Here is a 15,800-nt window from a genome sequence, read left to right as displayed (position 1 = left end):
GTCAGAACCTGCGTAAGCTACTAAAGTGGCTTTATTGTGCCCAATATTTTGGGTCTTTTTTACAGCGCATATGGCTAAAAATAACGTTTTTAATGGAAAAGCCTAAAAATACCATGGCGTTTCTTGTTTGAAACGCCATTATTCAGGGACGACTAAAGTGACAACATTATCCAGACGTGTATTTCTTGGTAAATATCAGCAAAAACAGACCATAAAAACACGTCACCCGTTTCATCACACTAATGCGGCCTTGCCTAAAAAAAAACAGACTAAATTTTAGGTTAATGCGGGAGAGAACAACCATGTTTAAAGCGATTGAGGTATTACAACCTAACTTTATTCAGCGCCCACTCAATGAATTGTGGCAGCTTATTTCCCCTCTTTATAAGACGGACGAAGATCAATGGTTGAAAGCGCTTTTGCCCCTAGCAAAGCCAACCGACAGTGAATTGGTCACCCAGACCAATGCCGCCTCTCACCTCATTGCTGAGGTTCGCAAAGACGACGACAGCATGTCGATGATCGATGCTCTATTGTTGGAATACAGCCTAGACACCAAAGAAGGCATCTTGTTAATGTGTTTGGCTGAAGCCTTAATGCGCGTGCCAGACAAAGACACCGCGGATGCGTTTATCAAGGACCGCTTAAGTGTCGCGGACTGGGCCTCTCATGCGAAAAACTCCGACTCATTTTTCGTCAACGCCTCCACTTGGGGCCTGTTGCTGACAGGTAAAATCGTCACCATGGACGAAAACAAAGATGGTTCCCCAGCCAACTTAGTCAACCGCATGGTCAATCGCGTTTCTGAACCCGTCATTCGCAAAGCGATGAACCAAGCCATGAAGGTAATGGGACATCAATTTGTTTTGGGCCGTAGCATCAAAGAAGCCCTTTCCCGTGGCAAAAGCTACCGTGACAAAGGCTACACCTACTCGTTTGACATGTTAGGGGAAGCGGCCCTCACCGCTGATGATGCAAAGAAATACCTGGTTTCCTACGAACAGGCGGTAGAATCTGTCGGAAAAGACACCTACAGCCAAAAGCATCGCCCAACGATTTCTATCAAGCTGTCTGCCCTGCACCCTCGTTACGAAGTGGGTTGTGAAGAACGCGTGATGACCGAACTGTTTGACAGCGTCAAAGGCCTAATTGCTAAAGCACGTGCTCTGAACGTCGGCATCACCATCGATGCCGAAGAAGCGGATCGCCTAGAGTTGTCTTTGCAACTGTTTGAAAAACTCTATCGCGACGACGTCACAAAAGGCTGGGGCTTATTCGGCCTGGTGGTGCAAGCCTACTCAAAACGCGCTTTGCCTGTGCTCGTGTGGTTGGCAGCATTAGCCAAAGAACACGGTGATCGCATTCCCATTCGTTTGGTGAAAGGCGCTTACTGGGACTCTGAAATCAAACTGTGCCAGCAACGTGGCATCGATGGCTACCCTGTTTACACTCGCAAAGAAGCGACCGATGTGTCCTACTTGGCTTGTGCGCACTTTTTGCTCAGTGAACACGCACGCGCGAACGTTTTCCCACAGTTTGCCAGCCACAACGCCCACACCATCGCCACCATCAACTGCATCGCCACAAAGTTGGGCGCAAGCACCAACGAATTCGAATTTCAACGTCTGCATGGCATGGGCGATGCTTTGTACAACCGCTTAATTAAAGACAACGATATCTGTGTACGCATCTATGCACCGGTCGGCAGTCACAAAGATTTGCTGCCTTACTTGGTACGCCGTCTTTTAGAGAACGGGGCCAACAGCTCCTTTGTACACCGCTTGATTGATGCTAATTACCCCATTGCTGACTTGGTTGATCACCCTGTTACCACGCTAGAAAGTCGTAAGTCATTGTCGAACCCTTACATCAACTTGCCTTCAAAGCTGTTCGACGATCGCAAAAACTCTTTTGGTCCAAATATTGAAATCGCTTCTGAGTGGACGCCGTTCCAAGCCAAGGTGAACGCGTTTATGGGACAAGCAACCCAATGGCACTTTTCGCCTATCGTAGGCGGTAAGCAGATTGCAACCGGTCATACTCATGCGGTGCTCAGCCCTTATGATCACAGCGAAGCGGCAGGTCAAATTGAATGGGGAGACGCCTCAACCGTCACTCGCGCTATTGATCTAGCCGAAAGTGCTTTCCCAGCTTGGTCAGCACGACCTGCCGGAGAGCGTGCCGACTGCCTCGATACGATGGCCGACTTAATGGAAACGCACTATGCTGAATTGGTTGCCTTGTGCCACCGTGAAGCGGGCAAGACCATTCAAGACAGCATTGATGAAGTACGTGAAGCCGTCGATTTCTGTCGTTACTACGCACAACAAGCACGCAGCCATTTTGCCACGCCCACTCGCTATACGGACTTCTTGGGTCAGCAGAAACAAGCACAACTGAAAGGCCGTGGCGTCTTTGCTTGCATCAGCCCTTGGAATTTTCCATTGGCCATCTTTACCGGCCAGATCGTTGCGGCCCTGGTTGTCGGTAATACCGTCGTTGCGAAGCCAGCGGAACAAACCAGCTTAATTGCCTGTCGCGCCATTGAATTGTTACACCAAGCAGGCGTGCCCGGTGACGTTTTGCACCTTATCCCAGGAGATGGTGCCAGCGTAGGCGCACCACTTACACAGGATAAGCGCATTGCTGGCTTAGCATTTACCGGCTCAACAGGCACGGCACAATTGATTAACCGTACCCTGACCAATCGTGGTGTCGCGCCAGTGCCTATGATTGCCGAAACGGGTGGTCAAAACGCCATGTTGGTGGACTCCACCTCTTTGCCGGAGCAAGTCGTACGCGACGCCGTGCGTTCAGCCTTTGCCTCTGCAGGTCAACGTTGTTCTGCTTTGCGTGTCTTGTTCGTGCAAACCGACATCGCTGAGCGTGTGATTCCTATGATCAAAGGTGCCATGCAAGAACAGTCCGTCGGTTTACCGTATTTACACAGTACGGACGTAGGCCCTGTCATCGACAAAAAAGCCCAAACCATGTTGCTTGAACACATAGAGCGCATGAATAAAGAAGCCAAACTCATTGCACAATCGGAGTTGCCTTCTTTCGCCAATAAAGGCACCTATGTGGCGCCCACGGCATTTGAAATTGACAGCATCGATCAATTAACCGAAGAGAAATTCGGACCCATTTTACATGTGGTACGTTACAAAGCTCGTGACTTGGATAAGATCATCGACACCATTAACCACTCAGGCTTTGGTTTGACTCTGGGGGTTCACAGCCGTAACGAAACGACCTGTGCCCGCATTGTCAGCCGTGCTCGTGTCGGCAACATGTATGTTAACCGTGACCAAGTGGGTGCGGTGGTAGGTGTTCAGCCATTCGGTGGCCAAGGTCTGTCTGGTACAGGCCCGAAAGCGGGTGGTCCACACTATTTGCAACGCTTTGCCATTGAGCAAGACCTTTAAGGGGAGATTTTATTATGACCATCGTACAACCTATCCAAATTCAGGTCGCGCAAGGCATTTTTGAAGCTTGGGACACACTCGGTGTGTCTGGCCGCGCTGAAAAGCTAGAAAAAGCCTTAGCGGCATTCGCTACGGCTGAACGCAACATGGCCGCGTGGCAAATGAGTAACGCCAAACAAGCCATCGCTGAAACGCGCGTTTTACCCGGGCCAACCGGTGAACGCAATGAGCTATCAAACCAAGGTCGTGGTCCTTTTCTTTGCTTGTCTCTTATAGACGGAGAAAACGCAAAAGTAGGATTAGTCGGTCAGGTATTCACGGCGTTGATTGCGGGTAACCCCGTGATCACAGTGGGCCCTGTCGGCCAAGACATCATGGACATGATTAGCCCTTACGTACCAGAGGGGGTGGTGCAAAATATCGCTGAGTCTGCGCAAGATTCGTTGATTGAAGCGGACCATCTCGCTGGGGTAGCCGTCATTTGTTCGTCAGAAGAAGCGCAACAACTTAATGTTCGCCTTGCGGCAAAAGCCGGTTTGATTTGTCAGCTGATTGAAGAAACCGACGCCGATACACTGTCTACCATCGCAAAGCCACATTATCTGCTGCGCTTCGTGACGGAGCGTACTGTTTCTAATAACACCACCGCCATAGGCGGTAACGCGACCTTGTTGGCTCTCGGCAGTATGAACGACTAATACTTTGCTTTGACATCGATCTGTCATCACCATTGCCATCGTTCTAATGAAAAAAACCCTGTTTTGATATGTCAAAACAGGGTTTTTTTTTGCTCTAATCGCGCTGAGTACGCGCGATTAGAGGCGGACTGTCAATGTAAAAGCGTTACGATTAATCGTCTGCTCTTGCGTTAATAAAGGCACGCTCAGAAATGTCATGCCACGCACTGACAGAGTCTAGGAAGCTTTTAAACGAATCGTAGACTTTCTGGCTCATTGGATCGTTTGCTGCAATTTCTTGAAGGGTTTCATCAGAAGCGACTTTTAAGGCTTCTAATAAATCGTTCGGGAAAGTCTTCAAGATCACATTATGATCATTCACCAAGGTCTCTAAAGCCGCGTTATTGCGCGCCGTAAACTCGTTTAACATACCAAGGTTTGCTTGCTGTGCTGCTGCACGGACAATCCCTTGTAGATCCTCAGGCAACGCGTTGAAAGCATCTTTGTTGACCAAGGCCTCAATCGCGGAACCCGGCTCTTGCCAACCTGGGTAATAGTAATATTTCGCCGCCTTGTACAGACCAAAAGCAAGGTCATTGTAAGGTCCAACCCACTCTGTCGCGTCTATTGTACCCGTTTGCAATGCCGTAAAGATTTCACTGCCTGGCAAGTTCACCATGACAGCACCCACTTTTTTCATGACTTCGCCACCTAGGCCAGGCATGCGCATTTTTAGCCCTTTAAAGTCATCAACCGAGTTGATTTCTTTATTAAACCAACCGCCCATTTGCGCGCCTGAATTACCAGCCGCCATTGGAATGATGTTAAAAGGTGCGTACACCTCTTCCCATAACTCCAAGCCGCCGCCGTATTCTAACCACGCGTTAAACTCTTGCGCTGTCATACCAAAAGGAACAGAAGAGAAAAATTGTACTGCAGGCGCCTTACCTTTCCAGTAATACGCCGTGCTGTGACCCATTTCTGCTGTACCGCGAGACACCGCGTCAAACGTTTCCAAAGCAGGAACCAGTTCACCCGCCGCGTATACCTTAACTTCTAAGCGACCATCGGACATTTGGTTGATGTTGTTCGCCAACGCCTCGGCACCCGTTCCCAAACCTGGAAAGTTTTTTGGCCAAGTAGTGACCATTTTCCACTCAATTTTTTCCACTTTTTGCGCAACGTTTGCCGTGTCTTCTGCTTGTTCAGACCCACCACACGCAACAAGTGTTGCCGCTGCCAAGCTCGCTAATGCCAGCTTGCCCCACGTTGTTATTGTTTTCATCTATTCTATCCTTTAGGAAACGTTCACTTATTTTATAAAAATGCCATTTTTTGGCGAGGTACACCGCACAACCCTAATTCTGCGATGCGGAGCAATGCTTGATGAGCTTGTCGTCACCGGTCAACATTGACCCTTTAGTCACATTCTATGCACTAAGTGGTTGGAATAGTATGAATTGCCGTCTTGCCTCTCAAGCGCTTTTTTCATTTTCTGTGATAATCGGCAGTATTTGTCGAGTAAACAACAAAAAACACCTTAAAAGCGTGGCATATACCACCAAGACATACGCTGACCACTTTCAGCGGATTGTTCTGCTAAGCCTAATAAATACACCAGCTGACACGCCTGTTTCATCGAAACGGGAGCGTCCGCTTTGCCCAAAATGGCATCACGCAACTGCCGATAAAAGGACGCGTAACACCCCTGAGTAGAAGACTCTAAAATGGGTTCAATATCCCCCTGAGACGACGCCACAAAACGCGTGTTACGTTGCTGAGAAGCTTTGGAAGGGAAATAAGGTTCCCATGGCATTTGCCCAACCTGCAGGGCCTCTTCTTGTGGGTCTTGCCCCACACACTGCCAACTGCCTTGCGTAAAGCGAGCATTGAATCGACGCATATCGCCTGCTTCAAAAGGCGTTGACGCAAGACGAATACGCTTGTCGTCGTAGCCCAATTCTATCTCAAACCAATCGTGGGTTTGGCTGTTGTCACGCAATGAATCAATACTGGCATGCAACCACTTCGGTGGTCCAAACAAGCAAAGTGCTTGATCCAATAAATGAGATCCTAAGCCCCAGAACACCCCAGCGCCTGCCCCAGGCTCTTCGCGCCAATGAGCAGGTACCGTTGGACAAAAACGATCAAAGCGGGAATCTAGGTGCTTGAGTTCGCCCAAAGTACCTTCTTTGATGAGCGCACTAAGACGCAGAAAATCCCCATCGAAGCGGCGGTTTTGGTACACACAAAAAACCAGACCTTTTTGCTTAGCCAGGGTACACAAGGCTTCTATCTGCACCAATTGGGTAACAGATGGCGTTTCTAACAGCACATGCTTTCCATTGAGCAAAGCCAGTTTTGCCAGTTCAAAGTGCAATGCGTTTGGTGTGCTGATCACCACCAAATCGACTTCCGTTGCAGCACACACAAGGTCAGCAGACGGCACAACCGTCACGTCTGGCAACACAGCGTGCACATCATCCGTTTTAGAGCTGCACACATACGTCATCGTCATACCAGCATCATTCATCACAAACGGCGTATGAAATATCCGTCCTGATAAACCAAAACCAATCAAACCCACACGAATTGTCATGCTTCACTCCTTATGTCTCATTTTTATAATTATGATGTAACAATGGCTCTCTGATTTACCCTTACAGTGCAGAGTGTCTTTTCATACAGGCAAGCAAAAAACTATAGCACTTCCAGCTTCGCAAACGACAATACCAGCCATTTAGTGCCTTCATCATCGAAGTTCACTTGTACCCGAGCTTGTGGCCCTTGTCCCTCATAGTTAATCACCAAGCCTTCGCCAAAGACGGGGTGCTTGACTCTGTCCCCCATGTTAACCGTCACTTCTGGCGCTTTGTAACTGTTCAGTAGACTGCTGTTTTTCAGTTTGCTTTTTTCTTGCTGATAGTCTGGGCGCTGCAAAGACACGGGGCGACTGACTTGTGAACGTAAACGGACCTCTTCCAAACACTCTGCAGGTAATTCCTTAATAAAGCGTGATGGGCTATTAAAGGATTCGCTGCCAAACAAACGACGGGACTCTGCATAAGTGATATAAAGCTTTTCCATCGCGCGCGTGATGCCCACGTAACACAAGCGACGTTCTTCTTCGAGGCGACCAGGTTCTTCAAAAGACATCTTACTCGGGAAGACGTTCTCTTCAACACCGGTTAAGAAGACCAAAGGAAACTCTAGGCCTTTGGCGGAATGCAGGGTCATTAGTTGTACCGCATCTTGGTATTCGTCGGCCTGGGCGTCGCCCGCATCCAAGACGGCTTTATCAAGAAAAGCCATCAATGGTGAGCTGAACTCTTCATCTTCATCGCTCCAGCTAAAACCCCCTGCGGCACCAATAAGTTCTTTTAGGTTTTCAATGCGCGCCTCGCCTTTTTCGCCCTTTTCTTTTTCATGAAATGGAATCAGACCGGCTTCTTCGATAATCTGTTCAAAAATATCATTAAGATTCAAATCCGGCTGTTGCACCGTGGTCGTTAGGCCCTCTATGAGATGTAAAAAGGCCTTGATCGCGTTCGTTGCCCGAGCCGTCATAAGAGATTGTCGGACGACTTCTTGCGCCGCTTGCCACATGGAACAACCGTTGTCGCGGGCAATCTCTCGCAAGGTGCCAATGCTGCGCTCACCGATGCCCCGTGGAGGAACATTGATGACACGCTCCATGGCGCCGTCATCGTTGGGGTCCAGCGCCAAACGTGCGTAGGCCAAGGCATTTTTAATTTCCAAACGATCGTAGAATCTATGCCCACCATAGATTCGATAAGCAATCTGTTCCCTTACTAAACATTCTTCAATGACTCGTGACTGGGCATTGGAACGGTACAAGATCGCCATGTCTGCCAGCGCCGTGCCCTTATCACGCCATTGCTTAATAATGCCAAGGATAAAACGGGCTTCGTCTTGCTCGTTGAATCCGGCGTACAAAGAGATCGCATCACCGTCGCCGCTTTCGGTCCATAACTCTTTGCCCAAACGGTCGTTGTTGTTCTGAATCAAGCCGTTTGCCGCGTTGAGTATATGCCCTGTAGAGCGATAATTTTGCTCAAGGCGGATGGTGCCGACGTCTTTGAAATCTTTGGTGAAATTCTGGATGTTTTCGATTTTCGCCCCACGCCAACCGTAAATAGATTGGTCGTCGTCACCGACCGCAGTAATCGTGCCTTGCTCACCCACCATGATGCGCAACCATGCGTATTGAATGGTGTTGGTGTCTTGAAACTCGTCCACCAGCACATGACGAAAGCGGTCTTGGTAATGGCGTAGCAAGGTCGGTGTACTGAGCATTAATTCATGGGCACGCAGTAGAAGCTCACCAAAATCTAATAAGCCGCCGCGTTCACAGGCGTCTTCATAATGGTAATAAAGTTCGCGCATGCCTTTGAAAAAGGGATCGTGGCTATCAGGAACATGCGCCGCACGGCGACCTTCATCTTTTTGTCCATTAATAAACCAACACACTTGCTTAGGCGGCCAACGGGTGTCGTCGATACTAAGCTCACGCATGATGCGTTTAACGAGACGCAGCTGATCATCACTGTCCATAATTTGGAAGTTTTCTTTTAACCCGGCGTCACGCCAATGAGCACGCAGCAACCGATGTGCTAGGCCGTGAAAAGTGCCGACCCACATGCCTTGAGGTGGCACGCCCACCAACTGCTCAATACGGCCCTGCATTTCCCGGGCGGCTTTGTTGGTAAAGGTCACCGCCATCAAACTGTAAGGTGAGAGTTCGTAGGCATGCATCAGCCAAGCAATGCGGTGAACCAAGACTCGTGTTTTGCCCGACCCCGCACCCGCCAGTACCAAGCTATTTTGCAGCGGTGCGGCGACCGCTTCACGTTGCTTGTCGTTAAGTGAATCGAGGATAAAAGAAACGTCCATTACATTCCGCCATGGTTAAAATTAATCTGTTTGTCATAAAAATCACGTACAAAATAGATTGATTTCCAATCGATTTGCGTTTTTTATTGATTTGAATACTGCGTTGTCTGTCTATTTTGACTTTTTTCAACTGCCGATAACAGTGCCAAGGCACTCAAAGTTATCGAATGTATAAAAGGGGATTGCGATGAGCCATTATGTAGAAACACTCAGTGAAGTAAAAACCCACATCATGCACGCTTCTATCAGCCTAGAAAATGAATCAAAAGAGCGTCATCAAAAAGAAGATGCGGCCCGCTTACTAAGAGCTCGCCGCGCCATTGAACAGCATTTGGAACAAAAGCGTTTGCACCATGATATTTCCAATGGCTGGGATGACGACATGAACTGACACGTCAGCCTTACCACACACCCTGTGTTATTCCGTACCGACTTGATGCTTTTATTAAGTCGGTCGTTTTTAGCGAAAGTGTCCTTACTTTTGATATTCTCCCTTTACCTTGGGGAAATAACGTTCCTTTCGCCTCAAATTATGGCAGTTACTCACGTCTTGGAGTACCATACTAACCTGATTTTTACACCCTCTCATCCATAGCAAGAAAGACAATAACCCTCTTGGGGAGTTACCATGTTTGAACATATCCAAGCTGCTCCTGCAGACCCAATTCTTGGCCTAAATGACGCTTACAAAAAAGACACCAATCCCAATAAAATCAACCTGGGCGTTGGTGTATACAAAGACGAGCAAGGCAACACACCGATTCTGAAAGCCGTTAAACTGGCAGAAGAACGCCTGTTAGCGAAAGAGACCACCAAAAGCTACCTCAGCATTGAAGGTGCGCCAGCTTATCGCTCCGCCGTGCAAACGCTTTTATTTGGTAAAGATCATACGATTATTACTAAGCAACTTGCTCAAACAGCACAAACTCCAGGCGGCACTGGGGCATTACGTGTCGCGGCAGAGTTTATTAAGAAACACTTGCCTGAAGCCACCATGTGGGTCAGCAATCCAACTTGGGCAAACCATCAGTCTGTTTTCCAATCGGTTGGCTTAGAAGTGGGTAGCTATGCGTACTACGATGCCGATGCAAAATCCTTGGATTTTGAAGCCATGCTCGCCAGCTTGTCACAAGTACCGGAAGGCGATGTTGTGTTATTCCACGGTTGCTGTCATAACCCAACCGGCATAGACCCAACACCAGAGCAGTGGTATCAATTAGCCAAGCTATGCAGCAAACAAGGCTTCCTACCTTTGTTCGACTTTGCTTACCAAGGTTTTGGTCAAGGCTTACAAGAAGATGCTCAGGGCTTGCGTACCTTCCTTGAGCACGTGCCAGAAATGCTGATCGCCAGCTCTTTCTCTAAAAACTTCGGTCTATACAACGAGCGTGTTGGTGCTTTGACGATTCTGTGTGAAACCGCAGAACAGGCAGAAAACGCCTTTACTCAGGTAAAACGTTGCATTCGTACCAACTATTCTAACCCACCAGCCCATGGTTCTGCGGTTGTGTCAGAGGTATTGAATAACGAAGATTTGTACACCCTTTGGGAAAGTGAAGTGAAAGACATGCGTACGCGTATTCATGAAATGCGCAGCTTGTTCGTAAACACCTTGCGCATTAAAGGTGTCAGCCAAGACTTTTCCTTTATTTCGAAGCAACAAGGGATGTTTTCGTTCTCTGGCTTAACCCCTGATCAAGTCGCACAGCTGCGTAAAGAATACGGCATCTACATCGTCGGTTCAGGTCGTATCAGTGTTGCAGGCTTAACCCATGACAACATGGAACCCTTGTGTGACGCGATTGCAGCGATTTTAAAAGACTAATCTCGTCTCTACCGCTAAAACGTCATTCTAATGAAACGGTCACAAGCTATGCTTGTGGCCGTTTTTTTGTAGTTTTTACCTGTTTTATGATCCTTGAGACTGATACCTTAAAGCGTGATTTTGTATCTTATTCAGTACTTAACTCAAACATTAACCCAAATAAGGAAGCCAACAATGGCCGCCACACTGATTTACTGTTATGACCCCATGTGTAGTTGGTGTTGGGGATTCCACCCAACATGGACCAAGCTACAACAGTCGCTACAGGGCTTAATGGATGCCAACCAGCTCACCATCCAACCGATGTTAGGTGGGCTTGCCGTGGATTCCGATGTGCCTATGCCAGATGAAATGAAAGCCAAACTTGAGGGTACATGGCATCATATTCAATCGGCCTTGGGTACAGAGTTTAATTTTGACTTTTGGCGTACCGCCTCGCCACGTCGTTCCACTTACCCCGCGTGTCGCGCCTGTTACGTTGCACGAAACAGTGGCCTTGAAGAAGAAATGTACCACGCGATTCAAAAAGCCTATTACTTAAATGCGCAAAACCCTTCTAACCTAGACACCTTGATGGACTGTGCCAATCAAATTGGCATCAACACCGAAGGGTTTACCAAAGCCATGCAGCATGTGAAAGACAAACAGCTGATCGAACAAGAAATACAGCAAGCGCGCCAGCTAGGATTAAACTCCTTTCCATCCTTGGCCGTCTTAGTAGGAGATAAGCTAACGCCTATTCCTCTTGACTACCACGAGACCACCAGCATGTTACACGCGATAAAAAAGGCGCTATCATAGCGCCTTCTCATCATAACGTTTGCCTAATCTCAGCCAAAGTCGTGGCTAATCAGATCATCCAACATCGGGTTGTAAAGTGGCTCTGCACTGACATCGCGTGCTGCCTTATCGGCTTTTCTTGTCGGCGGCGCTTTTGCTGTGCGCTTTTTTTCAGGCACAGAAGTTGGCTTTTCAATAACGGACTCTTCCATGTTAGAAGCTTCTGTACTGTCTGTTTCCATCGGCTCTGCAGCCACATGTTCCGCCAACGCTTTTGCCAGTGGTTCCACATCGTCTAAGGTAACATTCACCGCTAACCAATGATCGGCGTCGACTTCATGACTGACAAGGGAACCAGGGACAATGGCATGACGAAAGGTTCCCAACAACACCGTCATCTTACTCACCTCTAAAGGCTGAGAAAGACGAACCCAAAGCGACATACCGCCTTTGCTTGGCGAAAAACTGACACGACTTTCCAGTTGTGTTTCCAAATGCGCCTTGATGCGTTCGGCATTGGCCCAGACATTTCGAGCCCGTCGGCTAATGGCTCGCTTAGTATTCCCCAGCAACACTTCACTGAGTGTCTCTTGTTGAATATCATTCAAGGCCATATCGGCACCCAAAAAGGCGCCTTCTAATACGCTGTGATGTCGACCAGGCACACACCAAGCCGCAGATTGTCCCGACAATTTTGATTCCACGCCGCCGATGTACACAATGTGATCAGCCGAATCCAACGCTTTATACGCCATAACAGAACCGGCTCGATAACCAAGATGAGAACATAAATCCCATTCAATAACGGGTAATCTGGCTTCTTCGATAATGGCCAACCAACGACGTAAACTTAAATTACTGATCAGTTGCCCTACTGGAAAAGAAAACTGACCCGGTAGCACCAACAATCGAACCGACTCTTCTTGCAAACAACGGGCTGCTACATCCAAATCGACGCCTCGCTCCCCTGCGCTCAAAGTCATAACATGGCGCCCCAGACTTTGTAACGTTGTCGTGATTCGAGGATCACACGGTGTCAGTACCAACACACTGTCACCCACTTGTGTCAACGTCTGTACACTTTGAGTAAACATGGCCAAGGGGGAGTTGCCCAACCAAAGTTTTGACGCATGGACGTTAATAGAAACGTTTTTTAAATAGGCGCTCACCGCTTCTCGTACAGACAAATGCCCTTTGCCTAGTACAGGCAACTGCATCCTATCGCCACGAGATATTGGCGCCATAAAATCATCGCTTTGGTCTACTAAGGCCGCATGATGTGCTAAACAACGCCAAGCAGGCTGAGTGCCTTGCTCTGCTAATCGATGAAAGGTTTCCCCCGCCAACAGCAAAGCGGGTTTGCTGCGACTTCGATGGCACACAAAGTAACCGGATTTAGGTCGTGATTCGATCCAACCTTCTTCACTTAATAACTCGTAACCATGAATAATTGTGTTTAAACTCAGGTCTAACTGTTTGGCCAACGCCCTCAGGGAAGGCATACGATCGCCGGCCACCAAAGCGTCTTGAGCCATTTGATCTAAGAACCAGTCTACGACGCCCTTGTATAAAAAATCTGCCACGACTTTGTACCTTTTTTTGATATTTAAATAAAATCTGTTATCAATCATTATAGTGCGCTTCCTGTCACAGCGCGAGTTAAGGTACAATTTTTTGTCTTTTCAATTCCAAATAGAGTGCCCATGGTTTTTGATTCCGCCTTACTACGCCCTATGTTTCCCATCCTTGCTCAAACGGCCTATGAACATCCGTTGATTTACTTGGATAATGCCGCGACAACACAGAAACCTCTGGCGGTACTTGATGCCATTCAGACCTATTATCGTACTGGCAATGCTAACGTGCATCGCGGAGCGCACTTTTTAAGCGACCGTGCTACTAGCCACTTTGAAAACGCTCGAACGGTTGTTGCTGAGTTTTTAAAGGCGCCTGAGCAAAGCCATGTCATTTGGACAAAAGGCGCCACAGAAGCCATCAATATGGTGGCCTACGGCTTGGAGCACGTACTTGAAAAAGGCGACGAAATTCTCATTACCAGTTTGGAGCATCACGCAAACCTGGTTCCTTGGCAGCAATTGGCGTTTCGTACTGGAGCTCGCTTACGGGTGGTGCCGCTCACCTCCAGCGGAGAATGGGAAGAGGAATTCGCCCATTACTTTACTGATCGCACTCGAATCTTTGCCGCGACGCACATTTCCAATGCGATCGGCTGCACAACGCCATTATCCACCATGCTGGCGCTGGCAAAACAACAGGGCGCCTTTACGCTTGTTGATGGCGCACAAGCCGTTGCCCATTATCCTGTTGATGTTAGTGAACTCGATTGTGACTTCTATGTTTTTTCTGGCCATAAAATGTATGGCCCAACCGGTATTGGCGTCTTGTATGGTAAACAGCACGCCTTAGAAGTACTGATGCCATATCAGACCGGTGGCGAAATGGTCCGCCACGTTTCTTATCAGGCAACCGAATTCAATGTACTTCCTTTTCGTTTAGAAGCAGGGACACCCAATATTGAAGGCGCCATTGGTTTAGCCGCGGCTTGTGATTTTTTATCGGAGCAAAACCGCCCTGCTCTGTTGGCGTGGGAGCAGTCTTTAGCCAACCATGTGTATACCAGACTGAAAAAGTATGGCGGTATCGACCTGTACTCACCGGAGAAAAACACCACCTTGGTGTCCTTTAGTGTTCCTAACATCCATGTCATAGACTTAAATGCCTACCTAGACAGTCAAGGTATTGCGGTTCGCGCAGGCAGTCACTGTGCCCATCCATTGATGGCACAATTAGGAGTCACCGGCACATTACGCGCTTCTTTCGCCTGTTATAATACCTTGGAAGAAGCAGATCGCTTCTGTGATGCCTTGTTTGATGCAATGGAGATATTAGGTGATGACTGACCCCCTACAAGCTGCTGATATTAAGCAGCGGCTGCAAGAATGCCGTAGTAAAGAAGAAACCTTTAAGGCATTAGTCACCCTAAGCAAAACCTTGCCTCGACTTTCTGCAGACGACAAAACCGACGCCAATAAGGTCAAAGGTTGTGAAAGTGCGGTCTGGCTTATTACGGACGATTGCCAAGGCATCCGTCATATAAAAGCAGACAGCGACGCCAAGTTGATGCGTGGTGTGTTGGTCGCGCTCATAAGCTTGGTCGCCGGGAAAACGCTCCCTGACATCCAAAATATGGACTTAAAAGCAGAGCTGGCCGAACTCAATCTATCCAGCTATTTAACCAGCTCTCGCACCAATGGAATATTGGCTATTTTAGATCGGCTCCAGCAGCCTTAGACAACTTTTCCAAGACTCTCGACACCGCCACGAAAGCAAAAGAAGCGGTAACGGCCGTGCTGGCACCGAAGCCCGTATCGCAGTTCATTTTGGTTTCGGTGTCGCCTTTTAAACGCTGATAAGAAACCGTGCCATCGCCTTGCGGATAACGTAGTTGCTCTGTGGAATACACACATTCGATATCAAAACGGCGCTTGGCATTACGGGTGAAATCGTAATAACGACGTAGATAATTGCGTAGCTTAGCGGCTAATGGGTCGCGTTCCGTCCGTGCTAAATCGCCAATCAGAATTTTAGTCGGGTCTACCTGACCACCTGCGCCTCCAACCGTCACAACTTTACGCTTATTTCGCTTACACCAAGCGATGAGAGCCGCTTTAGGCTTGAGGCTATCAATGCAATCAATAATGTAATCAAATGGCTCAGAGAGTAACTCAGGGAGATTATCTGGCGTAATAAAGTCTTCAATGCAGACTACTTGGCAATTCGGATTAATCCGTTTGATTCGCTCCGCCATCACCTCGACCTTTGACGCCCCAATTGTCCCGTCCAGTGCGTGAATTTGACGGTTGATATTGGTTACACAAACGTCGTCCATATCAATTAAGGTAATACGACCAATGCCAGAACGCGCCAAGGCTTCAGCGGCCCAAGACCCCACCCCACCAATACCAATGACACAAACATGTGCTTGCGAAAACGCCTCGTAGCCCGCCTCACCATATAAACGGCGGATACCACCAAATCGCTGATCGTCTGTCACTTTTCTCTCCTCACAGGCGGTTGTCCCCTGCGTTTTTTATTGGATGCGTGTATTCTGTAAAGCCCGTAAAATACAAATTTTGTTGAAACGTACAACCCCAGCTG

General features: G+C 48.2%; 12 protein-coding genes. 7 read left to right on the top strand and 5 right to left on the bottom strand.

Annotated features, from left to right (window positions below):
* Positions 1 to 302 precede the first annotated feature (302 nt).
* Both putA and LG368_RS11520 read left to right on the top strand, forming a co-directional pair.
* Positions 303 to 3,425 carry a bifunctional proline dehydrogenase/L-glutamate gamma-semialdehyde dehydrogenase PutA gene (gene putA, locus LG368_RS11525; protein ID WP_226754874.1) on the top strand — a complete coding sequence of 1,041 codons (3,123 nt, stop codon included), beginning with the start codon at positions 303 to 305 and terminating at the stop codon, positions 3,423 to 3,425.
* A 14-nt stretch (positions 3,426 to 3,439) separates the two neighbouring features.
* The gene (locus tag LG368_RS11520) at positions 3,440 to 4,123 is read left to right on the top strand and encodes a 1-pyrroline-5-carboxylate dehydrogenase (RefSeq protein ID WP_226754873.1); all 684 of its coding nucleotides are present in this window, start codon (positions 3,440 to 3,442) and stop codon (positions 4,121 to 4,123) included.
* 151 nt (positions 4,124 to 4,274) lie between these two features.
* On the opposite strand, the gene LG368_RS11515 is transcribed toward LG368_RS11520, so the two are convergent.
* The 3 genes from LG368_RS11515 to uvrD all read right to left on the bottom strand — a co-directional run bounded on the left by LG368_RS11515 (position 4,275) and on the right by uvrD (position 9,016).
* Positions 4,275 to 5,387 (bottom strand): TRAP transporter substrate-binding protein, encoded by a 1,113-nt coding sequence (locus LG368_RS11515; RefSeq protein ID WP_226754872.1) that lies wholly within the window; start codon positions 5,385 to 5,387, stop codon positions 4,275 to 4,277.
* A 255-nt stretch (positions 5,388 to 5,642) separates the two neighbouring features.
* Entirely contained in the window at positions 5,643 to 6,701 is a 1,059-nt protein-coding gene (locus LG368_RS11510) for a Gfo/Idh/MocA family protein (RefSeq protein WP_226754871.1), read from the bottom strand.
* A gap of 101 nt (positions 6,702 to 6,802) precedes the next feature.
* On the bottom strand, positions 6,803 to 9,016 hold the full coding sequence (gene uvrD / locus LG368_RS11505; protein ID WP_226754870.1) for a DNA helicase II: 2,214 nt from the start codon (positions 9,014 to 9,016) through the stop codon (positions 6,803 to 6,805).
* 187 nt (positions 9,017 to 9,203) lie between these two features.
* Here uvrD and LG368_RS11500 point away from each other — a divergent pair, with 187 nt between their 5' ends.
* From LG368_RS11500 to LG368_RS11490, 3 genes are all read left to right on the top strand, one after another.
* Positions 9,204 to 9,407 carry a PA3496 family putative envelope integrity protein gene (locus LG368_RS11500; protein WP_226754869.1) on the top strand — a complete coding sequence of 68 codons (204 nt, stop codon included), beginning with the start codon at positions 9,204 to 9,206 and terminating at the stop codon, positions 9,405 to 9,407.
* Positions 9,408 to 9,644: 237 nt separating this feature from the next.
* Positions 9,645 to 10,841, top strand: a complete 1,197-nt coding sequence (locus LG368_RS11495) for an amino acid aminotransferase (RefSeq protein ID WP_226754868.1) — start codon at positions 9,645 to 9,647, stop codon at positions 10,839 to 10,841.
* Positions 10,842 to 11,015: 174 nt separating this feature from the next.
* Entirely contained in the window at positions 11,016 to 11,642 is a 627-nt protein-coding gene (locus LG368_RS11490; protein ID WP_226754867.1) for a DsbA family protein, read from the top strand.
* A gap of 29 nt (positions 11,643 to 11,671) precedes the next feature.
* Here the strand turns inward: LG368_RS11490 and LG368_RS11485 are convergent, their stop codons facing one another.
* On the bottom strand, positions 11,672 to 13,204 hold the full coding sequence (locus LG368_RS11485) for a GntR family transcriptional regulator (protein WP_226754866.1): 1,533 nt from the start codon (positions 13,202 to 13,204) through the stop codon (positions 11,672 to 11,674).
* Positions 13,205 to 13,324: 120 nt separating this feature from the next.
* Here LG368_RS11485 and LG368_RS11480 point away from each other — a divergent pair, with 120 nt between their 5' ends.
* The gene (locus LG368_RS11480; protein WP_226754865.1) at positions 13,325 to 14,542 is read left to right on the top strand and encodes an aminotransferase class V-fold PLP-dependent enzyme; all 1,218 of its coding nucleotides are present in this window, start codon (positions 13,325 to 13,327) and stop codon (positions 14,540 to 14,542) included.
* Entirely contained in the window at positions 14,535 to 14,933 is a 399-nt protein-coding gene (locus LG368_RS11475; protein ID WP_226754864.1) for a SufE family protein, read from the top strand. Before LG368_RS11480 ends, LG368_RS11475 begins: the two co-directional genes overlap by 8 nt.
* Here the strand turns inward: LG368_RS11475 and tcdA are convergent.
* Positions 14,905 to 15,696: a tRNA cyclic N6-threonylcarbamoyladenosine(37) synthase TcdA gene (gene tcdA, locus LG368_RS11470; protein ID WP_226754863.1), complete on the bottom strand. Its 792-nt coding sequence runs from the start codon at positions 15,694 to 15,696 to the stop codon at positions 14,905 to 14,907. The two genes, LG368_RS11475 and tcdA, sit on opposite strands and share 29 nt — an antisense overlap.
* Between the last annotated feature and the right edge of the window lie 104 nt (positions 15,697 to 15,800).

This window comes from Marinomonas algarum, assembly GCF_020532605.1.
In the GTDB taxonomy this organism is placed as follows: domain Bacteria; phylum Pseudomonadota; class Gammaproteobacteria; order Pseudomonadales; family Marinomonadaceae; genus Marinomonas; species Marinomonas algarum.
This window is presented reverse-complemented; position numbering and strand designations above follow the sequence as displayed.

What these genes read in the sequence shown, in the direction of transcription:
- putA (WP_226754874.1), top strand. Translation starts at nt 303, where the DNA reads ATGTTTAAAGCGATTGAGGTATTACAACCTAACTTTATTCAGCGCCCA.
- LG368_RS11520 (WP_226754873.1), top strand. Translation starts at nt 3,440, where the DNA reads ATGACCATCGTACAACCTATCCAAATTCAGGTCGCGCAAGGCATTTTT.
- LG368_RS11515 (WP_226754872.1), bottom strand. Translation starts at nt 5,387, where the DNA reads ATGAAAACAATAACAACGTGGGGCAAGCTGGCATTAGCGAGCTTGGCA.
- LG368_RS11510 (WP_226754871.1), bottom strand. Translation starts at nt 6,701, where the DNA reads ATGACAATTCGTGTGGGTTTGATTGGTTTTGGTTTATCAGGACGGATA.
- uvrD (WP_226754870.1), bottom strand. Translation starts at nt 9,016, where the DNA reads ATGGACGTTTCTTTTATCCTCGATTCACTTAACGACAAGCAACGTGAA.
- LG368_RS11500 (WP_226754869.1), top strand. Translation starts at nt 9,204, where the DNA reads ATGAGCCATTATGTAGAAACACTCAGTGAAGTAAAAACCCACATCATG.
- LG368_RS11495 (WP_226754868.1), top strand. Translation starts at nt 9,645, where the DNA reads ATGTTTGAACATATCCAAGCTGCTCCTGCAGACCCAATTCTTGGCCTA.
- LG368_RS11490 (WP_226754867.1), top strand. Translation starts at nt 11,016, where the DNA reads ATGGCCGCCACACTGATTTACTGTTATGACCCCATGTGTAGTTGGTGT.
- LG368_RS11480 (WP_226754865.1), top strand. Translation starts at nt 13,325, where the DNA reads ATGGTTTTTGATTCCGCCTTACTACGCCCTATGTTTCCCATCCTTGCT.
- LG368_RS11475 (WP_226754864.1), top strand. Translation starts at nt 14,535, where the DNA reads ATGACTGACCCCCTACAAGCTGCTGATATTAAGCAGCGGCTGCAAGAA.